This is a genomic window from Sulfitobacter sp. G5_S2_6_S6, assembly GCF_054968505.1.
Map to the genome: position 1 here is coordinate 15,321 of NZ_JBQKUI010000012.1, position 17,984 is coordinate 33,304.

General features: G+C 61.9%; 20 protein-coding genes. 4 read left to right on the forward strand and 16 right to left on the reverse strand.

The window, feature by feature from the left end:
* Nucleotides 1-65: 65 nt before the first annotated feature.
* Together ACTRWK_RS15700 and ACTRWK_RS15705 are read right to left on the reverse strand one after the other, a co-directional pair.
* Entirely contained in the window at nt 66-1,457 is a 1,392-nt protein-coding gene (locus ACTRWK_RS15700) for a TRAP transporter large permease (protein ID WP_289082174.1), read from the reverse strand.
* Nucleotides 1,457-2,035, reverse strand: coding sequence for a TRAP transporter small permease subunit (locus ACTRWK_RS15705; protein ID WP_180829819.1), 579 nt, complete (start codon nt 2,033-2,035; stop codon nt 1,457-1,459). The genes ACTRWK_RS15700 and ACTRWK_RS15705 overlap by 1 nt, the downstream gene beginning before the upstream one ends.
* A gap of 229 nt (nt 2,036-2,264) precedes the next feature.
* Between ACTRWK_RS15705 and ACTRWK_RS15710 the strand changes: the two genes are divergently transcribed.
* A complete protein-coding gene (locus tag ACTRWK_RS15710; protein WP_289082175.1) occupies nt 2,265-2,948 on the forward strand; it encodes a YrbL family protein in 684 nt (227 codons plus the stop codon).
* A gap of 15 nt (nt 2,949-2,963) precedes the next feature.
* Here the strand turns inward: ACTRWK_RS15710 and ACTRWK_RS15715 are convergent, their stop codons facing one another.
* The 10 genes from ACTRWK_RS15715 to ACTRWK_RS15760 all read right to left on the reverse strand — a co-directional run bounded on the left by ACTRWK_RS15715 (nt 2,964) and on the right by ACTRWK_RS15760 (nt 13,954).
* Nucleotides 2,964-4,028, reverse strand: a complete 1,065-nt coding sequence (locus ACTRWK_RS15715) for a c-type cytochrome (protein WP_289082176.1) — start codon at nt 4,026-4,028, stop codon at nt 2,964-2,966.
* Nucleotides 4,029-4,041: 13 nt separating this feature from the next.
* On the reverse strand, nt 4,042-4,626 hold the full coding sequence (locus ACTRWK_RS15720; protein ID WP_168592923.1) for a cytochrome c oxidase assembly protein: 585 nt from the start codon (nt 4,624-4,626) through the stop codon (nt 4,042-4,044).
* A complete protein-coding gene (locus ACTRWK_RS15725) occupies nt 4,623-5,030 on the reverse strand; it encodes a hypothetical protein (protein WP_289082177.1) in 408 nt (135 codons plus the stop codon). Before ACTRWK_RS15725 ends, ACTRWK_RS15720 begins: the two co-directional genes overlap by 4 nt.
* Nucleotides 5,027-7,594: a cytochrome c oxidase subunit I gene (gene ctaD / locus ACTRWK_RS15730; protein WP_289082178.1), complete on the reverse strand. Its 2,568-nt coding sequence runs from the start codon at nt 7,592-7,594 to the stop codon at nt 5,027-5,029. Before ctaD ends, ACTRWK_RS15725 begins: the two co-directional genes overlap by 4 nt.
* A complete protein-coding gene (gene coxB / locus ACTRWK_RS15735) occupies nt 7,591-8,577 on the reverse strand; it encodes a cytochrome c oxidase subunit II (RefSeq protein ID WP_289082179.1) in 987 nt (328 codons plus the stop codon). The genes ctaD and coxB overlap by 4 nt, the downstream gene beginning before the upstream one ends.
* A gap of 11 nt (nt 8,578-8,588) precedes the next feature.
* Nucleotides 8,589-9,989, reverse strand: coding sequence for an APC family permease (locus ACTRWK_RS15740; RefSeq protein ID WP_289082180.1), 1,401 nt, complete (start codon nt 9,987-9,989; stop codon nt 8,589-8,591).
* Between the two features lie 77 nt (nt 9,990-10,066).
* Nucleotides 10,067-10,684 carry a DedA family protein gene (locus ACTRWK_RS15745; protein ID WP_289082181.1) on the reverse strand — a complete coding sequence of 206 codons (618 nt, stop codon included), beginning with the start codon at nt 10,682-10,684 and terminating at the stop codon, nt 10,067-10,069.
* A 45-nt stretch (nt 10,685-10,729) separates the two neighbouring features.
* Nucleotides 10,730-11,476 carry a c-type cytochrome gene (locus ACTRWK_RS15750; RefSeq protein ID WP_289082182.1) on the reverse strand — a complete coding sequence of 249 codons (747 nt, stop codon included), beginning with the start codon at nt 11,474-11,476 and terminating at the stop codon, nt 10,730-10,732.
* A 15-nt stretch (nt 11,477-11,491) separates the two neighbouring features.
* Complete coding sequence (locus ACTRWK_RS15755; protein ID WP_289082183.1) at nt 11,492-13,273, reverse strand: GMC family oxidoreductase; 1,782 nt, start codon at nt 13,271-13,273, stop codon at nt 11,492-11,494.
* Between the two features lie 3 nt (nt 13,274-13,276).
* Nucleotides 13,277-13,954, reverse strand: a complete 678-nt coding sequence (locus ACTRWK_RS15760) for a gluconate 2-dehydrogenase subunit 3 family protein (protein WP_462844045.1) — start codon at nt 13,952-13,954, stop codon at nt 13,277-13,279.
* A gap of 228 nt (nt 13,955-14,182) precedes the next feature.
* Between ACTRWK_RS15760 and ACTRWK_RS15765 the strand changes: the two genes are divergently transcribed.
* The gene (locus tag ACTRWK_RS15765; protein ID WP_005848752.1) at nt 14,183-14,851 is read left to right on the forward strand and encodes a L,D-transpeptidase; all 669 of its coding nucleotides are present in this window, start codon (nt 14,183-14,185) and stop codon (nt 14,849-14,851) included.
* 82 nt (nt 14,852-14,933) lie between these two features.
* On the opposite strand, the gene ACTRWK_RS15770 is transcribed toward ACTRWK_RS15765, so the two are convergent.
* From ACTRWK_RS15770 to ACTRWK_RS15780, 3 genes are all read right to left on the reverse strand, one after another.
* Nucleotides 14,934-15,230, reverse strand: coding sequence for a hypothetical protein (locus ACTRWK_RS15770; protein WP_289082184.1), 297 nt, complete (start codon nt 15,228-15,230; stop codon nt 14,934-14,936).
* 113 nt (nt 15,231-15,343) lie between these two features.
* Nucleotides 15,344-15,835 carry an MgtC/SapB family protein gene (locus tag ACTRWK_RS15775; protein WP_037941371.1) on the reverse strand — a complete coding sequence of 164 codons (492 nt, stop codon included), beginning with the start codon at nt 15,833-15,835 and terminating at the stop codon, nt 15,344-15,346.
* A gap of 167 nt (nt 15,836-16,002) precedes the next feature.
* Nucleotides 16,003-16,356 carry a PRC-barrel domain-containing protein gene (locus ACTRWK_RS15780; protein WP_174226631.1) on the reverse strand — a complete coding sequence of 118 codons (354 nt, stop codon included), beginning with the start codon at nt 16,354-16,356 and terminating at the stop codon, nt 16,003-16,005.
* 217 nt (nt 16,357-16,573) lie between these two features.
* On the opposite strand from ACTRWK_RS15780, the gene ACTRWK_RS15785 reads away from it, so the two are divergent.
* Nucleotides 16,574-17,080: a superoxide dismutase family protein gene (locus ACTRWK_RS15785; RefSeq protein ID WP_289082185.1), complete on the forward strand. Its 507-nt coding sequence runs from the start codon at nt 16,574-16,576 to the stop codon at nt 17,078-17,080.
* Nucleotides 17,081-17,218: 138 nt separating this feature from the next.
* The gene (locus ACTRWK_RS15790; protein WP_289082186.1) at nt 17,219-17,464 is read left to right on the forward strand and encodes a DUF1289 domain-containing protein; all 246 of its coding nucleotides are present in this window, start codon (nt 17,219-17,221) and stop codon (nt 17,462-17,464) included.
* Between the two features lie 44 nt (nt 17,465-17,508).
* Here ACTRWK_RS15790 and ACTRWK_RS15795 read toward each other — a convergent pair whose 3' ends face one another.
* Nucleotides 17,509-17,982, reverse strand: a complete 474-nt coding sequence (locus ACTRWK_RS15795; protein WP_005848741.1) for a Dps family protein — start codon at nt 17,980-17,982, stop codon at nt 17,509-17,511.
* Between the last annotated feature and the right edge of the window lie 2 nt (nt 17,983-17,984).

The window sequence follows — 17,984 nt, forward strand, 5'->3', positions numbered from 1 at the left end:
GCGGTTGATGCACCGGGGTTGCCACTTTTGAATCTGCGGATCGCCCCCCAGGGAGGGCGATCCCCTTAGCCTGCGATCAGTTTGGGCAACCAGGTCACGATCTGCGGGAACATGAACAAGATCGCAATCGCCACCACTTGCAGCATCACGAAGGGCAGGATGCCCTTGTAGATCGCGCTGGTGGGCAGGTCCGCCGGGGCGACGCCGCGCAGGTAGAACAGCGCAAAGCCGAAGGGCGGGGTCAGGAAGGACGTTTGCAGGTTCACCCCAACAAGCACCCCCAGCCAGATCGGATCGACATCCAGCATCAGCAGCACCGGTGCGGTGATCGGGATCACGATAAAGATGATCTCGAAGGTGTCGAGGATGAAGCCCAGGAAGAACATGATGATCATCACCACTGCGACGGCAGCGAGCGTACCGCCCGGCAGATTGCTGAGGAATTCATGCACCAGATTGTCGCCGCCCATCATGCGGAATACGACCGAAAAGACCGACGCCCCGAGCAGGATCACAAAGACCATGCTGGTGATTGTTGCCGTCGAAACCATCGTTTCCTTAAGCACGCCAAAGGACAGACGCCAGCGCAATGCGGCGAGGACCATGGCCCCGACGGCCCCGACGGATGCGGCCTCCGTCGGGGTGGCGATGCCGCCCAGAATAGACCCTAACACGGCCAAAATCAGCGCCAGAGGCGGGACAAGCGCCACAAAGACCTCGCGCAGCAGCTTTGATTTCTCATCCGCTGGAACGGGGGTGGCAGGGCAGGATTTAGGGTCTGTTGCGGCTTTGAACAGCACATACCCGAGGTAGAGCGACACGAGCAGCAGCCCGGGCAGCAGGGCCCCGGCAAAAAGATCCCCGACAGAAACAGGCGTGGGGGCAAAGTTGCCCTTGGCCATCTGCACCTGCGAGTTGATGCCCGACAGCATATCGCCCATGAAAATCAACACGGTAGAGGGGGGGATGATCTGGCCCAAAGTGCCGCTGGCGCAGATCACGCCGGTGGCCAGTTTCGGGTCATAGCCCGCCCGTAGCATCGCGGGCAGCGAGATCAGCCCCATCGTCACTACGGTCGCGCCCACCACACCGGTAGAGGCCGCGAGCATGGCCCCGACCAGCACCACAGAGATCCCGAGCCCGCCGCGCATATTGCCGAACATCTTGCCCATGGTGAGCAACAGTTGTTCCGCGATCTGGCTGCGTTCCAGCATCACGCCCATGAAGATGAACAGCGGCACGGCGACGAGCACTTCGTTCGTCATAAAGCCGATATAGCGGTTGGGCAAAGACCCGAAGTTGGACGGGTCGAACACGCCCAAAGCCATGCCTACACCGCAGAATAGTAACGAAGTCCCGGCAAGGGTGAAGGCCACGGGGAAGCCCAGAAGCAAAAAGCCGATGACCCCAAAGAACATCAGCGCGGCGAGCATCTCGCCAATCATGATCGGGTCCATCAGGCGGCTCCCTCGGTGGTGGCGGGTTTGATGGCGTCCGGGCTGTATTGCATCGCGGCGGGCACAAGATCAGCCCTGCCGCCAAGCACCAGAATGGACCGGATCGCCATGGCAATGCCTTGCGCCGCAATCAGGGCCGCAAAGACGATGATAAAGGATTTGAGGATATAAAGCCCCGGCATCCCGCCCACATTGGCAGAGCCTTCGTGATACCCCCATGCGCGCTGCACGAAGGGCATCGAATAGATGTAGACGATCCATGTGAAGGGCAGCAGAAAGACGAACACCCCGATCAGGTCGGTGATGGCGCGGGTGCGCAGTTTGGCGGGACGGTAAAAGATATCGACGCGCACGTGATCGTCGCGCAGTAGGGCAAAGCCTGCCACCGCGGTGAACATCGCCCCGTTCAGCCAGATATAGAGATCCTGCATCCAGACGTAGCTGGTGGCAAAGAGGTATCTTTGTACCACTACGGTAAAGCAGACGACGACAATGGCCAGCGCGAGCCAGGAAAAGACTTTTCCGATAATCAGATTAACAGCGCAGATGAGGGATGCTACTCCAGCGAGAAAACGCACATTCCACCCTTTTCTATGGTTTCTATCGTTCTTAACGCATGTCAATCAAAGTGCCGCAGGGGAATGTCAAGCGGGGTCTCAGCATTTCGCTGTGCGAAATATTGCGCATCTGCGGCGTTCGACCGCCCTTTTTAAGATAATTTTTGACAGTGTTCGCAACTTTAGGTTACGCATGCGCTGTGACACGCTCTGCTTAGTAAGTACCAACAGTTAAAGATAAATAGTGTAGATGACACAGTCAGCCGAATTGCTTCACATGGAAACCAGTACGTTGCTTAAACAAGAGCAGGGCCGGGCGGTCTTTGCTGTGAAAGCGCCCGATGATCTTGTTGTGAAAGTACCGATGAAAGCGCTGCGGGCGGCGGACACGGGGCGGGTCAGACCGTTTCTTTACAAACATTTCCCGACGACGCGACACCGCATGCTGTTGCGCCAGTTGACCCATGACATCGAAGTGCGGATTCGCAGCCATGACGCGGGTATCGCGTCGCCGATTGCATTCACCAACGGGGTGATGCGGACGGATATGGGGCTGGGGCTGTTGATGCAGCGGGTCGGGCCGGAAAGCGGCGGTCTGGGGATGACGCTGGACGAATTCGTCGCGCGGGATCTGCTGGATACGGCGGCGCTGAAGGCGTTGAACGATTTTTCGCGTGCGGTCTTTGCGCTTGGAGTGGTGGCCCCGGGGTTGAACTCCCGCAGCATCGTCTGGGGACAGCAGGAGGGTAAGTGGCAACCGCTGATCGTGGACGGGTTTGGCGACCCGAATGTGATCAAGCTGCGCAGCTGGGTGCCCTATCTGCGGCACCGTGCCCTGCACCGCGGGATGGAGCGGACGGCCCGCGATGTCGGGCTGCATTGGTCGCGGCGCAAAAAGATGTTTCTGCGCAACGATTACGACGCGCTCGACTAGGGTTACCCTCTCTGCCTACTCCGCCGGAAGCTGGGAATAATAGAGCGCCAGCGCGTCGATCTCGGCATCTGACAGATTGCGGGCGGCTTTTTCCATCAGTTCTTTGCCGGGGCCGCCGCCGCGTGTGCCATCGCGCCAAAGCTTCAGCTGTTGCGCCAGATAGGGGCGCGGCTGGCCGCTGATGCGCGGGAAGCCGGGTTTGGTCTGCTCCAGACCGGGGCCGTGGCAGGACGCGCAAGACGGCGCGTCGATATTGCCGATGGCGGCGACGCCGGCCCCTTGCTCCATCAGCTCGAGCTCTGCCGGGGGTAGGGGGGCTGTCGGGCTCGGGCCATCGGGCGCGGATGCGGCATAGTGGCGGATCACGCGGGTCAGGTCATCGGGGGGAAGCTGCGTTGCTGCATGGGCCATAAAGCCGCTGTCCCGCGCGCCGGTGCGATAGGCGGTGATCGCGCCCTGCATGTACCCTTCGTCGAGGATATCGAGGCGGGGGATATGGTCGTTGCCTTTGCTGTCGCCCGTCGCGCCGTGGCAGGACGCGCAATAGGTCAGCGCGGTGTCGTCGGCTGGTGCGTCTGACGCCAGCAGCGCGTCAAAGCCCGCGCCTTCCATCTCGCGGACATGGGTGAGAAAGGCGACCATGGCCCAGATCTCGTCCTCGCGGTTTTCGGCGGGCCAGTAGGGCATGCCGCTCATCTTGACGCCATCCTTGACGATGGTGAACAGATGTTGCGGCTGCCAGTCGGCGACGGCGTCGGTGATATGGGGCGGTTCTGGCGACATGGCGTCGGCGGTGGCGGAGTGGATCCGGTCGGGGGCGGCGTGGCAAAAGCTGCAGGCGCTGTCGAAATGCCCCGCGCCGAGGGCGACGAGATCGTGGTCGGACAGGTCGGGCACCTGTTCGGCGTCAGGGGCGCGGAGTTTGACCGACTGGCGATAGGCGGTGTGCAGCACCCAGGACACGCCCGGAATATGGCCCGCGCGGGCAGAGACGTTGAACAGCCCCAGCCCCACGATGGTCACCGCGCCGACAGCCCCCAGCAGGGCCAGAACGATCAGGGTTTTGATCACAGTTCTCATTGCGTTTGCTCCGTTACGTTTGGGGTGCGGGGTCGGTGCTGCGCAGGTCACGGCCCACCAGCCACAATCCGGCGATCAGATAGACCGGTGTGCCGATGCCCAGCATCAGCAGCCCGCCCAGTTGTTGCCCGCCAAGGTCGGCGGCGCGGCCGCAAATCTCGGCAAAGACATCGCGGGGGGCGAGGATCAGCAGCGCCCCCAGTAGGGTCATATGCATCGAGGTCAGCAGCAGCGATCCGGCCCCTGCCAGCCCGTTGTGCGCGCGCAGGGCGCTGACCCAGACCAGCAGCCCGACGATCAGGAAGCTGCCCTGTTCCAGCGCAAAGCCCGCGGGCAGCAGATAGGCCATCCCGTGCAGCTGCGGCAGGTGCCATGCCCAGACCACCATGAATTCAAGCACCGTCGCGATCAGCGGAGAGATCATCAGCCAGCGCAGCCGGTCGCCCAATCCGAAGGCGAGCAGCGGTGCGACCACGGCGACCAGCCCCATATGGCGCAGCATATGGACGGGGAAGGCGGCGCCGGTCAGCCTTTCCAGCGGCACCAGCCAGAGCAGGGCAAGCAGGGCAAACCCCAGATATGTCGCGGCGCGGGTCATGCGCAGCTGGCGATCAGGAGCACGGGGAGCGAGACATAGATCACCCCGACCGCCGAGATCAGCGACAGCAGGAACGCCGCGTGGCCCATGAACTGGTGGCGGTCCTCGTTGTTGCCCGCGTCGTTTTCCCATTCGCGGTCACGCACCACATCCCATTGCCGCCACGCGCCCCAGCCCAGCCAGACGATCGCCGCCAGAACGCCTATGGTCAGCAGCCCGATGCCAAGGCGCAGCGTGCTGAGGTAATCCACGCCGAGGATATGATCGGCGCAGAATACGGTTGTGGTACCGTAGCAGATCACGAAATGCAGTGCCCAAAGCGTGGGGCTGAGGGCGAGCCGCCAAAGGCTGTCTTGTTCCTCGTGGAATTCCTCTTGCTCTTCTTCGGTGGAGATCTGGTTCATGCCAGCAACCTTGGGGCCATGCCCAGAATAAAGCCGGTGACCAGCGCGGTCAGCACCATGAAGTGCCAAAATAGCGTGACGTTGCACAGGTCCGCGTCATATTGCGGGGTCACCTTGCCAAAGATCGACCCTGCCAGCGCGTAAAGCTGCATGATGACCCCCAGCAGCGAATGGGCCACCAGCCAGACCATCAGCGCCCACATGGTCGCGGGGTAGACATGGGTTGTGGGCTCAAGGTGGAGGACCGACAGGATGAACAGCCCCGCCCCGCCGACGGTGCAGGTTGCGGCCAGTGCTAATGCAAGGCGTGCCAGCGTGATATGGCTGCGTTTATTGACCTCGCGCGCGAGCACGGTCGCGGCCCATGAGACGACAAATAGCGTAACCCCGAGCGCGACGGCGGCGCCCGTGGCGTGGTCCGCTCCGATGGTGATAAAGTCCGGGCGCGCGGTCCAGTAGAAGAAGAACCCGAAGACGAGGCTGGCGAAGGCGGTGCTGTCGCCCAGCATCGTGATCCAGACCGCCCACCACCCGACAGAGGTCGGCCCCGAGGCGTAGGTCGGCAGGCTGAGGCCAAGACCCACGTGCTTACGCTCCTGATCCGGCACCTGTGCCGTGCTGGTCCAGAGCCAGTAGAGCACGCAGACAATGGCGAAGGCACCGCAGACGATGGCGGGTTCGTAGATGTGGAAGGTGGGGAAGATGAACGCACCGCCGGTAAAGAACGCGGCGAGCATGGTGATCCACGCGGGGCCGGTGACGCGCTGCACCATCAGCGGTTTCGCGTCGATGACCGAGGTGATCAGCGTCTCGCGTTTGCCCTCGGGGGCGTCGGGCAGATAGTAGCGGCCCGCGTCCATACGCTCGACCAGTTTGGGCTGGTCCCACAGCGGATAGCGCGAGGTGATATACGGCACCGAACGGTTGCCCCATGCCTCTTCGGGCACGTCATGGGCCCATTCCAGCGTGCCGCCGCCCCAAGGGTTGCGCTTGATCTGGCCTTGGTACGCTTTGGGGCGCAGCAGATCGTAGACGAAGACGGCAAAGCCTGCGGCGGTGATATAGGCCCCGACGGTGGACATCATATTGAGCCAGTCCCAGCCCGCGCTGCCCGGATAGGTGAAAATCCGGCGCGGCATCCCCTTGAGCCCCGTCAGATGCATCGGCAGGAAGGTGACGTTGAAGCCCACAAAGATCAGCCAGAAGGCCCAACGGCCAAGGGTTTCGGACAGTAGCTTTTTGCGGAAGAAGGGGAAGAAATAATAGACCCCCGCCATGACCGGAAAGACCATGCCGCCAAACAGCGTGTAATGCAGGTGGGCCACGACGAAGTAGCTGTCATGGGCCTGCCAGTTGAAGGGCACGATGGCCAGCATCACCCCTGTCAGACCGCCCGCCACAAAGATCGCCAGCGCCCCCGCGATCCAGAGCATTGGCAGGGTCATCTTGACCCGCCCCACCATCAGCGTCGCGACAAAGGCGAAAAGCTGGATGCCGGTGGGGATCACCACGGCCTCGGACGCGGCAGAGAAGAACCCCAGACTGATCTGGGGCAGGCCGGTGGTGAACATGTGATGTACCCACAGCCCGAAGGACAAGAACCCCGTGCCGACCGCGCTGAGCACGATCCACGAATAGCCCACGATGGGCGTGCGTGCGACAGTGGGCACGATCATCGCGGCGATGGCGATAGAGGGCAGGAAGATGATGTAGACCTCTGGATGGCCGAAAATCCAGAACAGATGCTGCCAGAGCATCGGGTCGCCGCCCCGGACGGGATCGAAGAACGGCCAATCGAAGGACCGTTCGAGTTCGAACAGGAAATCCCCCGCGATCAGCGGCGGGAAGGCGAAGAGGATCATGCCGCCCACGACCATCACATACCAAGCGTAAAGCGGCATGATGTTGACGCGCATCCCCGGCGGGCGGCATTTGAGCGCGCCGACGATGAGCTCGACCGCCGCGGCGATGGAGGCGACCTCGATAAACGAGAGGCCCAAAAGCCAGACATCGGGGCCGATGCCTTCTTCCTTGGTGGCGAGCGGGGGGTACATGAACCAGCCCGCCTTGGGGCCGGAATCGAACAGGATAGACCCGAAGACAAAGATGCCGCCGATCAGGAAACACCAGTAGCCATAGGCACTGAGCCGCGGGAACGGCATGTCGCGCGCGCCCAGCATACCGGGCAGCAGCAGGATCGAGATTGCCTCGAACATGGGCACGGCAAAGAGGAACATCATCGCCGAGCCGTGCATGGTGAAGAACTGGTTATAGCGGTCGGCGTCGAGGAAATCATTCTCGGGCACGGCAAGCTGGGTGCGCATGAGCACCGCCAGAATACCGGCACAGAGCATGAAAAAGAACGCGGTCATCGTGTACCAGATGCCGACCTCGGTGTTGTTCACCGCCGACCAGTAGCGCCAGCCCTGCGGCGTTTTCCAAGCTGCACGCAGGCGTTTTTTCTGCGCCTCCTGAACCTCCTGCGGGACGGGTTCGGCGAGCATATCCTCGGTCGGGGGGTAGGTGCCTTCGGGTTGCAGCACATCGGGGTATCTGCGGGTCATTCCAGCCCCCCCAGATAGGCGGCGAGCGCCGCGAGATCGTCGTCGGACAGGAAGTCATAAGTGGGCATATTGACCTCGGGTTTGATCGTGTCGGTGTGGCCGATCCATGTGGCGATGGCCTGCGCGTTCAAGGGAAGGGTGCCTGCGGCAAGCGAGTGGCGATTTGCCAGATGGGTCAGGTCGGGGCCGGTCTTGCCGATGGCTTTGGTGCCACGAATGCTGTGGCAGGCGCCGCAGCCTTCCTCAAGGAACAAGGACGCGCCGGCTTGGGCCAGCGCGCCTTGGGGTGGCTTGGCATCGCGCGCCTCTGCGCTCAGCCATTGGTCGAATTCATCGGGGGGCATCACCACGGTTTCAAAGGCCATCAACGCATGGGAGGCCCCGCAGAATTCGGCGCATTGGCCACGGTAGATGCCGGGATCGGTGGGCGCGAGGGTCATGCGGGTTTCGCGCCCCGGGAACATATCGGTCTTGCCGCCAAGGGCCGGCACCCAGAAGGAGTGGATCACCCGATGCGCGTTCAGCACAAGCTCGGTCCGGGCACCGGCGGGCAGGCGGAGTTCATTCGCCGAGACGACTGTTCTGGTCTCCCCCTGCTGTTGGTATTCGACGCGCCACCACCATTGTTCCGCGGTGACCCGCACGACCAGCCCGTCCCCTTCGGCGCGGGTCGGTCCCATCAGCGGCAGAGAATACATCAGCAGCCCCCCCAGCAGGACCACGGGAAAGAGGATACCCCCGCCGACGATCAGCATCTCGGCGGTGCGGCGGCGCATGGCACCGGGGTTGATGCGTGTGACATAGACAAACAGCAGCGCGACAAGCCCCCACAGGATCACCGCGCCGACCAGCATCACCCAAAAGAGGTTCAGCACATCCGACGCGTCCTGACCGGCGGGGGCCAGCACGGATTGACGCCCCTCGCAGCCCGCCAGAAGCAGGGCGGCCGGGGCGATTGCACAGATGCGCCAAGGGTGTTGCAAGGGGGCTCCTTTCACTCTGACAATTTGTCCATGTCCGAGGCAAGCGGGTCTTGCCCCTTTGATTTCATGTAGAACACGGTCGCCCCCCAGAGCACGACACCCAAGCCGATCAGCACCGCGGCGATCAGGTATTGCACGCTGTCGCGCCCGGTCCACGGGCCGACGAAAAAGGCGCAAGATATCGCGCCGATATAGGGCAGGCCGAGGGGGCTGGTGAAATGGTCGTGATCCACCGTATCGCTGCGCAGCACCAGCACGGCGATATTGACCAGCGTGAACACCGCAAGCAGCAGCAGCGCCGTGGTGCCCCCCAGATCAGGCACCGCGCCGACAAAGGTGATCAGCGCGATCGCCAGCCCGGTGGTAAAGACGATGGCCGTATAGGGCGTGCGCCGCTTGGGCAGCACCTTGCCCAGAATGGTGGGCAGCACTTTTTCCTGCGCCATCCCATACAGCAGACGGCTGGCCATCAGCATGTTGATCAGCGCGGAGTTTGCCACGGCGCACATGGTGATGATGCCGAAGACGCTGAGCGGGAACCAGGGCGCGCCGGCTTCGACGACCTTGAGCAGGGGTGTGGCCCCTTCGCCCAAGGCCTTTGCGTCGACAAGGGCAATGGCGGTGATCGACACCAGCAGATAGATCACGCCGGTGATCAGCAGCCCGCCCAGCAGGACTTTGGGGAAGATGCGCGAGGGGTTCTTGGCCTCTTCGGCCATGTTCACGGAATCCTCGAAGCCGACCATCGCGAAGAAGGCCAGCGTGGTTGCGGCGATCACGGGCCAGAACAGGCCCTGCTCTCCGGCGCTGCTGAAATCGAACGCGCGCCCGAAATCGCCTTGCCCGCCCATGAGCGCGGCGGCCCCGATCATGATGATGATGAGCAGGCCGGTCAGTTCGATGCAGGTGAGCACCACATTTGCCTTCACGCTTTCGCCGACACCGCGCAGGTTGATCAGCCCCAGCAGCACCATAAAGCCGATGCTAATGGCGGTGATCAGGAAGGCCCCGTCGCCCAGACCGAAACTTTTCCCGAAATTCTCGGCAAAAGCCTGCGAGGCGGTCGAGGCCGAGGTGATCCCGCTGGACATCACAGCGAAGGCCACGAGGAAGGTGAGGAAATGCACGCCAAAGGCCTTTTGCGTATAAAGCGCGGCACCGGCGGCCTTGGGGTATTTGGTGACAAGTTCAAGGTAGCTGCAGGCGGTCACGGTGGCCAAGACAAAGGCCACGAGGAACGGCAGCCAGACGATGCCGCCGACCTTTGCCGCGACTTCGCCTGTGAGCGCGTAGATCCCTGTGCCCAAGACATCGCCCACCACGAACAGCAGCAGCAAGCCGGGCCCCATCACGCGTTTAAGTTCGGTTTTCTCGCCGTCTTGATCCGGCGTTGCTGAAACATCCTTGGTCATGGGACACTCCCTTCCCCCCTTGCCGGGGGCGTGGCCCCGACATCACAGCCGTCACCAGTTCACGCCCGTAGCGACGGCTAGCCCGTGGCGTCTTGTGCGCTGCCGCCTTTCTTGCGGATCACGCGGTAGATGTAGGTCAGCACCAAGGCGCCGATGACAACGTTGGACACGGGGTTCATGTAGTCCGCGACCAGATCGTATTGCGACCCGAGCGCGTAGCCGAGGCCGGTCAGCAATGTGTTCCAGATCACCGTGCCCGCCAGCGAGAAGGCCAGAAATGGCAGGTGATGCATCGGCGTCAGCCCCGCGGGCACCGAGATCAATGTGCGGATCGCGGGCACCATGCGCCCCATGAGCACGGCCAGATTGCCGTGGCGGTCGAACCAGTCCGACGCGCGGTCAAGATCCTCGGGGGACATGGTGAGCCAGCGGCCATGCTTTTCCAGAAGGTGCCGCACGCGGTCGTGCCCGATCTTGCGCGCGATGATGTAGTAGAGGTAGGTGCCCGCCAGCGACCCGATGCTGCCCGCGATCACCACGCCGATAAAGTTCATCTGGTCCTGATAGGCCAGAAACCCCGCCAGCGGCATGATCAGCTCGGACGGGATGGGTGGAAAGACGTTTTCCGCGAACATCAGAAACGCGACGCCCAGATAGCCTGCGGCATCCAGCAGGCCGGTGATCCAGTCAAACATGGGGACTCCGGTTCTGTAGCGTTGCGGGGGAGGGGGCGTTGAGGGTCATTCAGGGTCTTTCGTCGTCAGCGGGTTGGCCACACGCTCGTAGTATTCACTGATGGCGCGCATATCCTCGGCGGTCATTTTGCGGGCGATGGCGGACATCATGCCGCCAACGTCATTGTCCCGCTGGCCGCGTTTCCAGCGGTCCAGTTGCAGCACCATGTAGTTGGCGTATTGACCGGCAAGATAGGGCACCGAGGGCGGGTTGCCCGTGCCGTCTGGCCCGTGGCAGTTGGTGCAGGCGGGCAGGCCCTTGTCAGGCGATCCGGCCCGCGCGATGGCGGCACCTTTCTGGATATCTTGTACCGAGACCTGCCCGCGCGCCACCCGCAGCGGCGCGGCGAGAGAGGCGTAATAGGCGCTGACCGCGGCGCGGTCGTCTTGAGAGAGGGATTGCGCGACGGGCGTCATCAGGTCGTCGGGCCGCGCGTCGCTGGCATAGTCATCCAGCTGCTTGTCAAGATACCACGCCGGTTGTCCGGTAAGCCGTGGGAAGCTGCCCGACCCGTCCCCCTGACCATCAACGCTGTGGCAGGTCACGCAGGATTGCACATCGCCCGCGCCCTGCAGGGCGATGGCCTGCCCCCGTGTCAGCGTGTCGGCGTCGGGCGGCGTATCGACCGTCATGTTGAACAGATCGCGCGCCGTACCATAGGGCTGATCCGCAGGGATCGCCTGCGCGGTGGCCAGCGCGGGCAAAAGGGCTGCGAGGGCGAGGCAGAGCAGGGGGCGATGCGGGATGTTCATGGGGGCTCCTCTGCTTTAGGCGTCCATCAGCGGGCGCGGGTTGGCGATATAGTCGTTCTTCATGTGATCGAGCGTCCAATAGGCGACGCCCATCAGCGGCCCCGTGGGGTTGTAGCCAAGGTTTTGCGGAAACAGCCCTGCGCCAAAGACAAAGACGTTGTGATGATCCCACATCTGGCCAAAACGGTTCACGACGCTGGTGGTCGGGTCCGTGCCCATCACCGTGCCGCCGGTGTTATGGGTGGTCTGATAGGGCACGATGGAATAATCACTTCCCTCTGCCGCGCGGTTGCTGGCGGAGGTGGATGTCACGTTCTCCATATTGCGCGCGATCTCATGCGCCTTGCCCATCACATAGTCTGCCATGCGCCGGTCGTTTTCGGGGAAGTTGAAGGTCATTCGCAGCAGCGGGCGGCCATACGCGTCTTTCCATGTTGGATCGAGGTCAAGGTAGTTATCGGGCGTCGCCATAGATGACCCGTGGACGGTCAGGCTGGCGTGGTGCAGGTAATTCTCGCGCACGGCACGTTTCCAGTCGGCGCCCCATGCGGGCGTGCCTTCGGGCGTGGGCTGGTAGTTGATCGGGCGGCCATTGGTCTGCGTGCAGGCGATATAGCCGCCGCCCAGAAACCCCAGATCGCTGTGATCAAAGTTGTCACCGTTGAAGTCGTCGATCACCGTGCCAAGCGCCCCCGCCCCCATAAAGGGGTTGGTCACCACCTGATCCTCAAAGAACACGTTCACGCCTGCCAGCGTCTGATAGGCATAGTTCCGGCCCACGGTGCCTGTGCGGGTTTTCGGGTCGTAGGGTTTGCCCAGACCGGAGACCAGCATCAGATGCACGTTCCACAGGCCATAGGCGTTCATGCAAACGATGTCGGCGGGCTGGAACACCTCTTCGCCCGCGTCGGTCAGATAGGTGACGCCGGTGGCGGTCTTGCCGTCCTCCGACTTCTCGACCCGCAAGACCTGCGCCTGATAGCGGATCTCGAAATTCTCGTGGGATTTGATCTGGTCATAAACGCAGATGATCGGGTCGGCCTTGGCGTAGTAGCCGCAGCCGAAGCGTTCGCAAAAGCCGCAATAGGTGCAGGGATGCAGCTTGGCTCCGTAGGGGTTGGTGTATTCCTTGGTGGCGTTGGCGGCGGGCAGGGGGAAAGGGTGGTAGCCGAGCTTTTGCGCCGCCTCGCCGAATTTGGTGGGGCCGATGGGCTGGCGCATGGGCGGGTTGGGATAATCGGCGCTGCGCGGCCCTTCGAAGGGGTTGCCGCCTTCACGCGGGCCGTCTGCCATCTGGCCTGCTGTGCCAGAGGTACCGCAGATTCTCTCGTAGAAATCGAAATGGGGTTCAAGCTCGTCATAGGTGACGCCCCAATCCTGCACATTCAGGTCATCGGGAATGAAGTCGGCACCATAGCGGTTTTCGTAATGGCTGCGCATTTCGAGGTCGGACGGCAGGGGCCGCCAAAGCTGGCCGTTCCAGTGGATGCCCGCACCGCCAAGCCCGACACCGGGCAGGAATGACCCGAGCCTGCGCATCGGCAGCGCCTGCTGGCTGGCGTTGTTGCGGAAAGTCAGGGTCTCTTTGCGGGTGTTGATCATATGCGCGTGGTGCACCGCATATTTTAGTTCGTCATGTTCCTTGGGGGCGGCGAAATCATCGGCGTCGTGGCGGTATGATCCGCGTTCCAGCACCACACAGCGTTTGCCAGCATGGGCAAGTTCATATGCAGCTGTCAGACCCGTCCAACCGGCCCCGATGATGACCACATCTGTTTTCGCCAGCCGCCGTGCCATGATCTACCTTTCCCAGTTGAAGTCGCTTGTGCCCGGTTGATGCCCGATGCCCATAGGGGGCTGCCGGTAGGGGCGATTGTGGGCATCGACCGTGTCGGTGAAATAGCCGAAGGCTCCGGGGAAGCCGACCATATGCCAACCGGCATAGCCCTTGTTGCCGCCATAGATCGGGTCGGCAAAATAGCCCTGGTTCGTCAGGGCGTGGAGTTCGGTAAAGAATGTTTTGGCCCCGACACGACCGGCGAGCGCGGGCCTATCCTTGGACAGGTCGGTCATCAGCTGGTCGAGCGCGGATTGCGGTTGCCCTTCAAGCGGGCCGATGACGGTCTGCATTGCTGCCAGCCCCTCGCGCCAGAGCTCGGCTGGGCGTAGGGGGGATTGGTAGCCTTGCTCGGGCGTGCCTTGGGGGTGGGGCCCGTCCATATACAGGTGTTCCCCGCGCCCGTATCCGCCCGCAAGTTGCAGGTCGATGAAATCGACCACGCCGGCCTGACTGGCCGAGGGGAAATCATCCTGCGGGATCAGCGTGTCACACAGCAGTGCGAGGCTTCGGGCCTCGGAATCGGTCAGGAAGGTGAACGGGGTGCCATCAAGAGCGGCAAAGGCATGGCGCGGCAGGGACGCAAGGCCGACTGCGGCACCGAAGCCGAATAGAACTGATCGTCTGGAATACGTTGGCATACGAAACCCAAATGATTGGTCATTTGTCTAAATAACGCCCGCGTGAACGAGTTGTTCCGCCGTTTTGCAAAAAATTTTGGCGAAACTAGTCGTGGCGTTTCTGCCGGGGGCGGTCTAGTTTGCGCTGGCCGAAACAAACTCACACAGCCATGTGACTGGTTCTTGGGAACAGGGTCGCGCTATTGGGGGTTACATCGTCAAGCACTAACTAAATAGGAGCGTGCACGCATGCTGACCAAACGCCATTTTATCACCAGCTCCGCTGCCGCGTTGTTTTCTGCCCCTCTGGCCCCCAGTCTCGCCGCCGCTGCGACAACAGACAAGTCGATGTGGGACGCATGGGATGCGCAGGTAACGCCTGCGGGCTACGATCCTGCAACGACGAACCCTTGGGGCGTCGCGCCCCGCTTTCTGCCCCGACTGGTAGAGGCGAACCCCGGTTTGACGCCGGGCGATATCCACGTCGATGCGGTCGCGCGGTATCTGTATCACATTCAGGACAATGGCACCGCCATGCGCTATGGCGTGGCGATTGCGCGGGGTGACCTGTACGAGCCCGGCACCTATTCGATCAAGCGCAAGGCGAAATGGCCAACCTGGACGCCGACGCAGAACATGATCCGCCGCGATCCAGAGCTTTATGAACAACACGCCGATGGGATGGACGCAGGCCCGCAGAACCCCTTGGGGTCACGCGCGCTGTATCTTTTCGTCGGCAACCGCGACACCTATTTGCGCATCCACGGGTCGCCTAACCCGCAATCGATCGGGGGGCGTGCAAGCTCTGGCTGTGTGCGGATGATCATGGCGCATATCAACGATCTGTACGAGAACGTAAACACCGGATCGCGCGCGGTCCTGTACCCGCCGGAAGAGCTGGTGACGGCTGCGACCTAAGTCCGGACCTTTGTACACATGAAAAGGCCGCCCGAAGCGAGATGCTTCGGGCGGCCTTTTTACGTCACGACGCGGGGCGCGATTAGCCCGCCGCAGCAGCCGCGATCGTTTGGGTGCAGATCGGACGGCCATTGTCGGCGCGCAGGGGCAGGAAGGTTGTTTCGACTGGCCCGCGGTAGCGATAGACGTAGCACCCGTTGCTGGGGTCGATCTTAACCGCGGTCAGATCCTGGTTCTTGGCAGCCACCATGCGCACCCCTTCGGGCAGTTCCTTGAAGAACCCGTCGTCCGTTGTCATCTTGTCAGTGGTGGTCTGCACATCCGCACAAGCAGCCAGCGCCAATACGGCACAGCCTGCAATCCAAACCCGAACGCTCATCGTGATATTCCTCATATGAATTTGCTATGCAGCTAGGGTATTTCGCCGAGGTTGTAAAACAAGGGCGCGTGTTTCTGGGTCACAAACTGTTGCATTGCTGCCGATGGCCGCGACTAGTCGTGCTCTTCATAGGTGCCTGCGCGTTTTTCAAGCTTGCGCACCAGCGCGATGATGATCAGCGCGAGGATCACGGTCATGCCCGCGATCGTCCATTCGCCCAAGCCGCAAGCCACGCCAACGGCGGCGGCGACCCACATGCTGGCCCCCGTGGTCAGGCCGCGCACCTTGCCTTGGGAAAAGACGATCAGCCCCGCGGCAAGGAAAGCGACTCCGCTGGTCACCGCCTCGATGATACGCAGGGGGTCCATCCGGATGGTATCGCCGAATTCGGCGCTGCGGGCGAGCAGGGCGAGGGTCAGCAGACAGTAGATGCACGACGCGAGGCCGATCAGCATATGCGTGCGCAGACCCGCGGGCCGTTTGGAGGTTTCGCGTTCAAGCCCGATCAGACCGCAGAATACCACCGTCGCAAGGGTGCGAGCCACAACGACCGACAGGGGCAGGCTGGGGGCGAGGGAGAATTCGTTCAGCAAATCTTCCCACATCAGCGTGTCTCCTGCGCGCAAGACGGGTGCGGGAGAGGGGGGCAGGGGGTGGAACTGGGCATGGGGGCAATCCGGTATCTTGAAAGCTATTGGTCTGGATGTAGGGCAGTGACAGTAAAAGACCGCCCCCGATGTGGGGACGGCCTGCGGTTGTTAACTTCTGTGGATCAGATCCAGTAGTTCGGCACCATATAGTGTTCGTGGGTCCGGCGTTCCCATTCGCGGTCTGTCACCCAACCGTCGCTGCGGGTTGGTGCGCCTTTAACCTGCTCTTCAGTGATGTCGGTCACGAAGCCTTCTTTGGTGGTGTCGTATTCAAGCTTGCCCCACGGCACGGGGTGGTGATCCTCGCCCAGGCCCAGAAACCCGCCAAAGCCCATCACGGCATAGGCGACCTTGCCGGATTGCTTGTCGATCATCAGGTGATCAATGGACCCGATATGCGTGCCGTCGCGGCTGTAAACAGTCGTACCATTCACGTCAGAGGAAGATACGAGGCTAGAATGTGATGTCGCAGTCATGTCGAAACTCTCCTGTGTTGTGGTTACCTGTAGTTGAAACGATAGAGGCGGCGCGGCGGTTCCGCGTCCTTCGGCGGGCGGCTAAGTTCTGCCGATGGGTGTTGTTTGGCCGTGCGGACGAGAGGGCTTGGAACTTTGGGTAAATGCGGCGGGTTGGTCTTTGACCAATCGACCACAGCTGGCCGGTTCAAACCCAAGCATGAAAAGGGAGATTCCAATGAAATTCGCACTCACCACCGCCGTGGCCTGCGGGCTGATGACAAGCGCCGCTTTCGCCGCCGAGACGACTGCGCCGGTTATGGATGCCGAAGGGGCAGAGGTCGGAACCGTGACGGTCCAGGATACCGAGTCCGGCGTGGCGCTGGCAAAACTGTCGCTGTCCAACCTGCCCGCAGGGGGCATCGCGGTGCATTTGCATGAAACCGGTGATTGTTCCGGCGACGGGTTCAAATCCGCTGGCGGGCATATCGCGGGGGACCGCGAGCATGGCGTTTTGACCGCCGGTGGCCCACACCCCGGTGATATGCCGAATGTCACGGTGGGCAGTGATGGCACGGTAGAGCAGGAAGTGTTCTTGCCGTTCCTGAATGTCGAAGAGCATCTGATGGATGACGACGGCGCTGCCTTTGTGATCCACGGCGGGCAGGATGATTACAGCTCGCAACCTTCAGGCGATGCGGGCGACCGGATTGCCTGCGGTGTCTTTGGTACTGATCCCGCCTGATCCCCCTTCGGCAAACGATGATTTGAACGACCAAGGCCGCGCCCCCACTGGCGCGGCCTTGCTTTTGCTGGCATAGGCTACCGCTGGCACCCTGCACGGACAGGGGGCAAACCGCCGGATCAATCAGCAAGGTTTCCCATGGTAAAAACACCCAGCCCCTGCATCGACGTGTGCAAGTTCAAACGCGAAGGCCATTGCATCGGGTGTTCGATGACCAAGGCGCAGAAATCCATGTTCAAATCGCTGAAAAAAGAAAGCCACCGCGTGGGCTTTGTCCAGATGCTGACCGCGCAACAGGAACGTCTGGGCAAATACAGCCATTGGGATCTGGCCTATCGCAAGAAGCTGGCAAAACGCAAAATCGCGGCCGAGAAGCTTCTCTAGCCGCGATTTGATTTGGGTGCTGACGGGATCAGCGGGCGGGCTGGTTAGCCTGCGAGGTGTGCGCGCAGGAACCACGCGAATTTCTCGTGCTCTGTCCCGCGTGCGATGCACAGATCTTCTGTCAGCGTGTCGCCGTGGTCGGCGGCCAATTGGCCCGCGCCCGCGATGGTGGAGGCCAGCGTTTCCTGCGCTTCCATCATGATGCGGATCATTTCCTTGTCGTTGGCGTGACCATCATGTTCGTTGATCTTGGACCGCTTCAGCATGCCTGCAAGCATCCCTTCGGCATGGACATCAAGGGCGCGAATACGCTCTGCCAGATCATCCTGCGCGACAAAGTGGTCTTCGTAGATCTTCTGGAACAGGTCGTGCAGCGGGCCGAAACCCATGCCTTTTACGTTCCAGTGAAAGTTTTGCGCCAGCATTGTCGTCACGGCGGTTTCCGCAACGCATTGGTTCAATGCATCGGCGATTGCTGTTTTTGCATCGGTTGTCAAAGCAGCTGCTGTCTGGTTCATTT

Bases quoted from the DNA above. Each gene is read 5' to 3' on its own strand.
- ACTRWK_RS15700 (WP_289082174.1), bottom strand. From the start codon at position 1,457: ATGGACCCGATCATGATTGGCGAGATGCTCGCCGCGCTGATGTTCTTT.
- ACTRWK_RS15710 (WP_289082175.1), top strand. From the start codon at position 2,265: ATGACACAGTCAGCCGAATTGCTTCACATGGAAACCAGTACGTTGCTT.
- ACTRWK_RS15715 (WP_289082176.1), bottom strand. From the start codon at position 4,028: ATGAGAACTGTGATCAAAACCCTGATCGTTCTGGCCCTGCTGGGGGCT.
- ACTRWK_RS15720 (WP_168592923.1), bottom strand. From the start codon at position 4,626: ATGACCCGCGCCGCGACATATCTGGGGTTTGCCCTGCTTGCCCTGCTC.
- ACTRWK_RS15725 (WP_289082177.1), bottom strand. From the start codon at position 5,030: ATGAACCAGATCTCCACCGAAGAAGAGCAAGAGGAATTCCACGAGGAA.
- ctaD (WP_289082178.1), bottom strand. From the start codon at position 7,594: ATGACCCGCAGATACCCCGATGTGCTGCAACCCGAAGGCACCTACCCC.
- ACTRWK_RS15740 (WP_289082180.1), bottom strand. From the start codon at position 9,989: ATGACCAAGGATGTTTCAGCAACGCCGGATCAAGACGGCGAGAAAACC.
- ACTRWK_RS15745 (WP_289082181.1), bottom strand. From the start codon at position 10,684: ATGTTTGACTGGATCACCGGCCTGCTGGATGCCGCAGGCTATCTGGGC.
- ACTRWK_RS15750 (WP_289082182.1), bottom strand. From the start codon at position 11,476: ATGAACATCCCGCATCGCCCCCTGCTCTGCCTCGCCCTCGCAGCCCTT.
- ACTRWK_RS15755 (WP_289082183.1), bottom strand. From the start codon at position 13,273: ATGGCACGGCGGCTGGCGAAAACAGATGTGGTCATCATCGGGGCCGGT.
- ACTRWK_RS15760 (WP_462844045.1), bottom strand. From the start codon at position 13,954: ATGCCAACGTATTCCAGACGATCAGTTCTATTCGGCTTCGGTGCCGCA.
- ACTRWK_RS15765 (WP_005848752.1), top strand. From the start codon at position 14,183: ATGCTGACCAAACGCCATTTTATCACCAGCTCCGCTGCCGCGTTGTTT.
- ACTRWK_RS15770 (WP_289082184.1), bottom strand. From the start codon at position 15,230: ATGAGCGTTCGGGTTTGGATTGCAGGCTGTGCCGTATTGGCGCTGGCT.
- ACTRWK_RS15775 (WP_037941371.1), bottom strand. From the start codon at position 15,835: ATGTGGGAAGATTTGCTGAACGAATTCTCCCTCGCCCCCAGCCTGCCC.
- ACTRWK_RS15780 (WP_174226631.1), bottom strand. From the start codon at position 16,356: ATGACTGCGACATCACATTCTAGCCTCGTATCTTCCTCTGACGTGAAT.
- ACTRWK_RS15785 (WP_289082185.1), top strand. From the start codon at position 16,574: ATGAAATTCGCACTCACCACCGCCGTGGCCTGCGGGCTGATGACAAGC.
- ACTRWK_RS15790 (WP_289082186.1), top strand. From the start codon at position 17,219: ATGGTAAAAACACCCAGCCCCTGCATCGACGTGTGCAAGTTCAAACGC.
- ACTRWK_RS15795 (WP_005848741.1), bottom strand. From the start codon at position 17,982: ATGAACCAGACAGCAGCTGCTTTGACAACCGATGCAAAAACAGCAATC.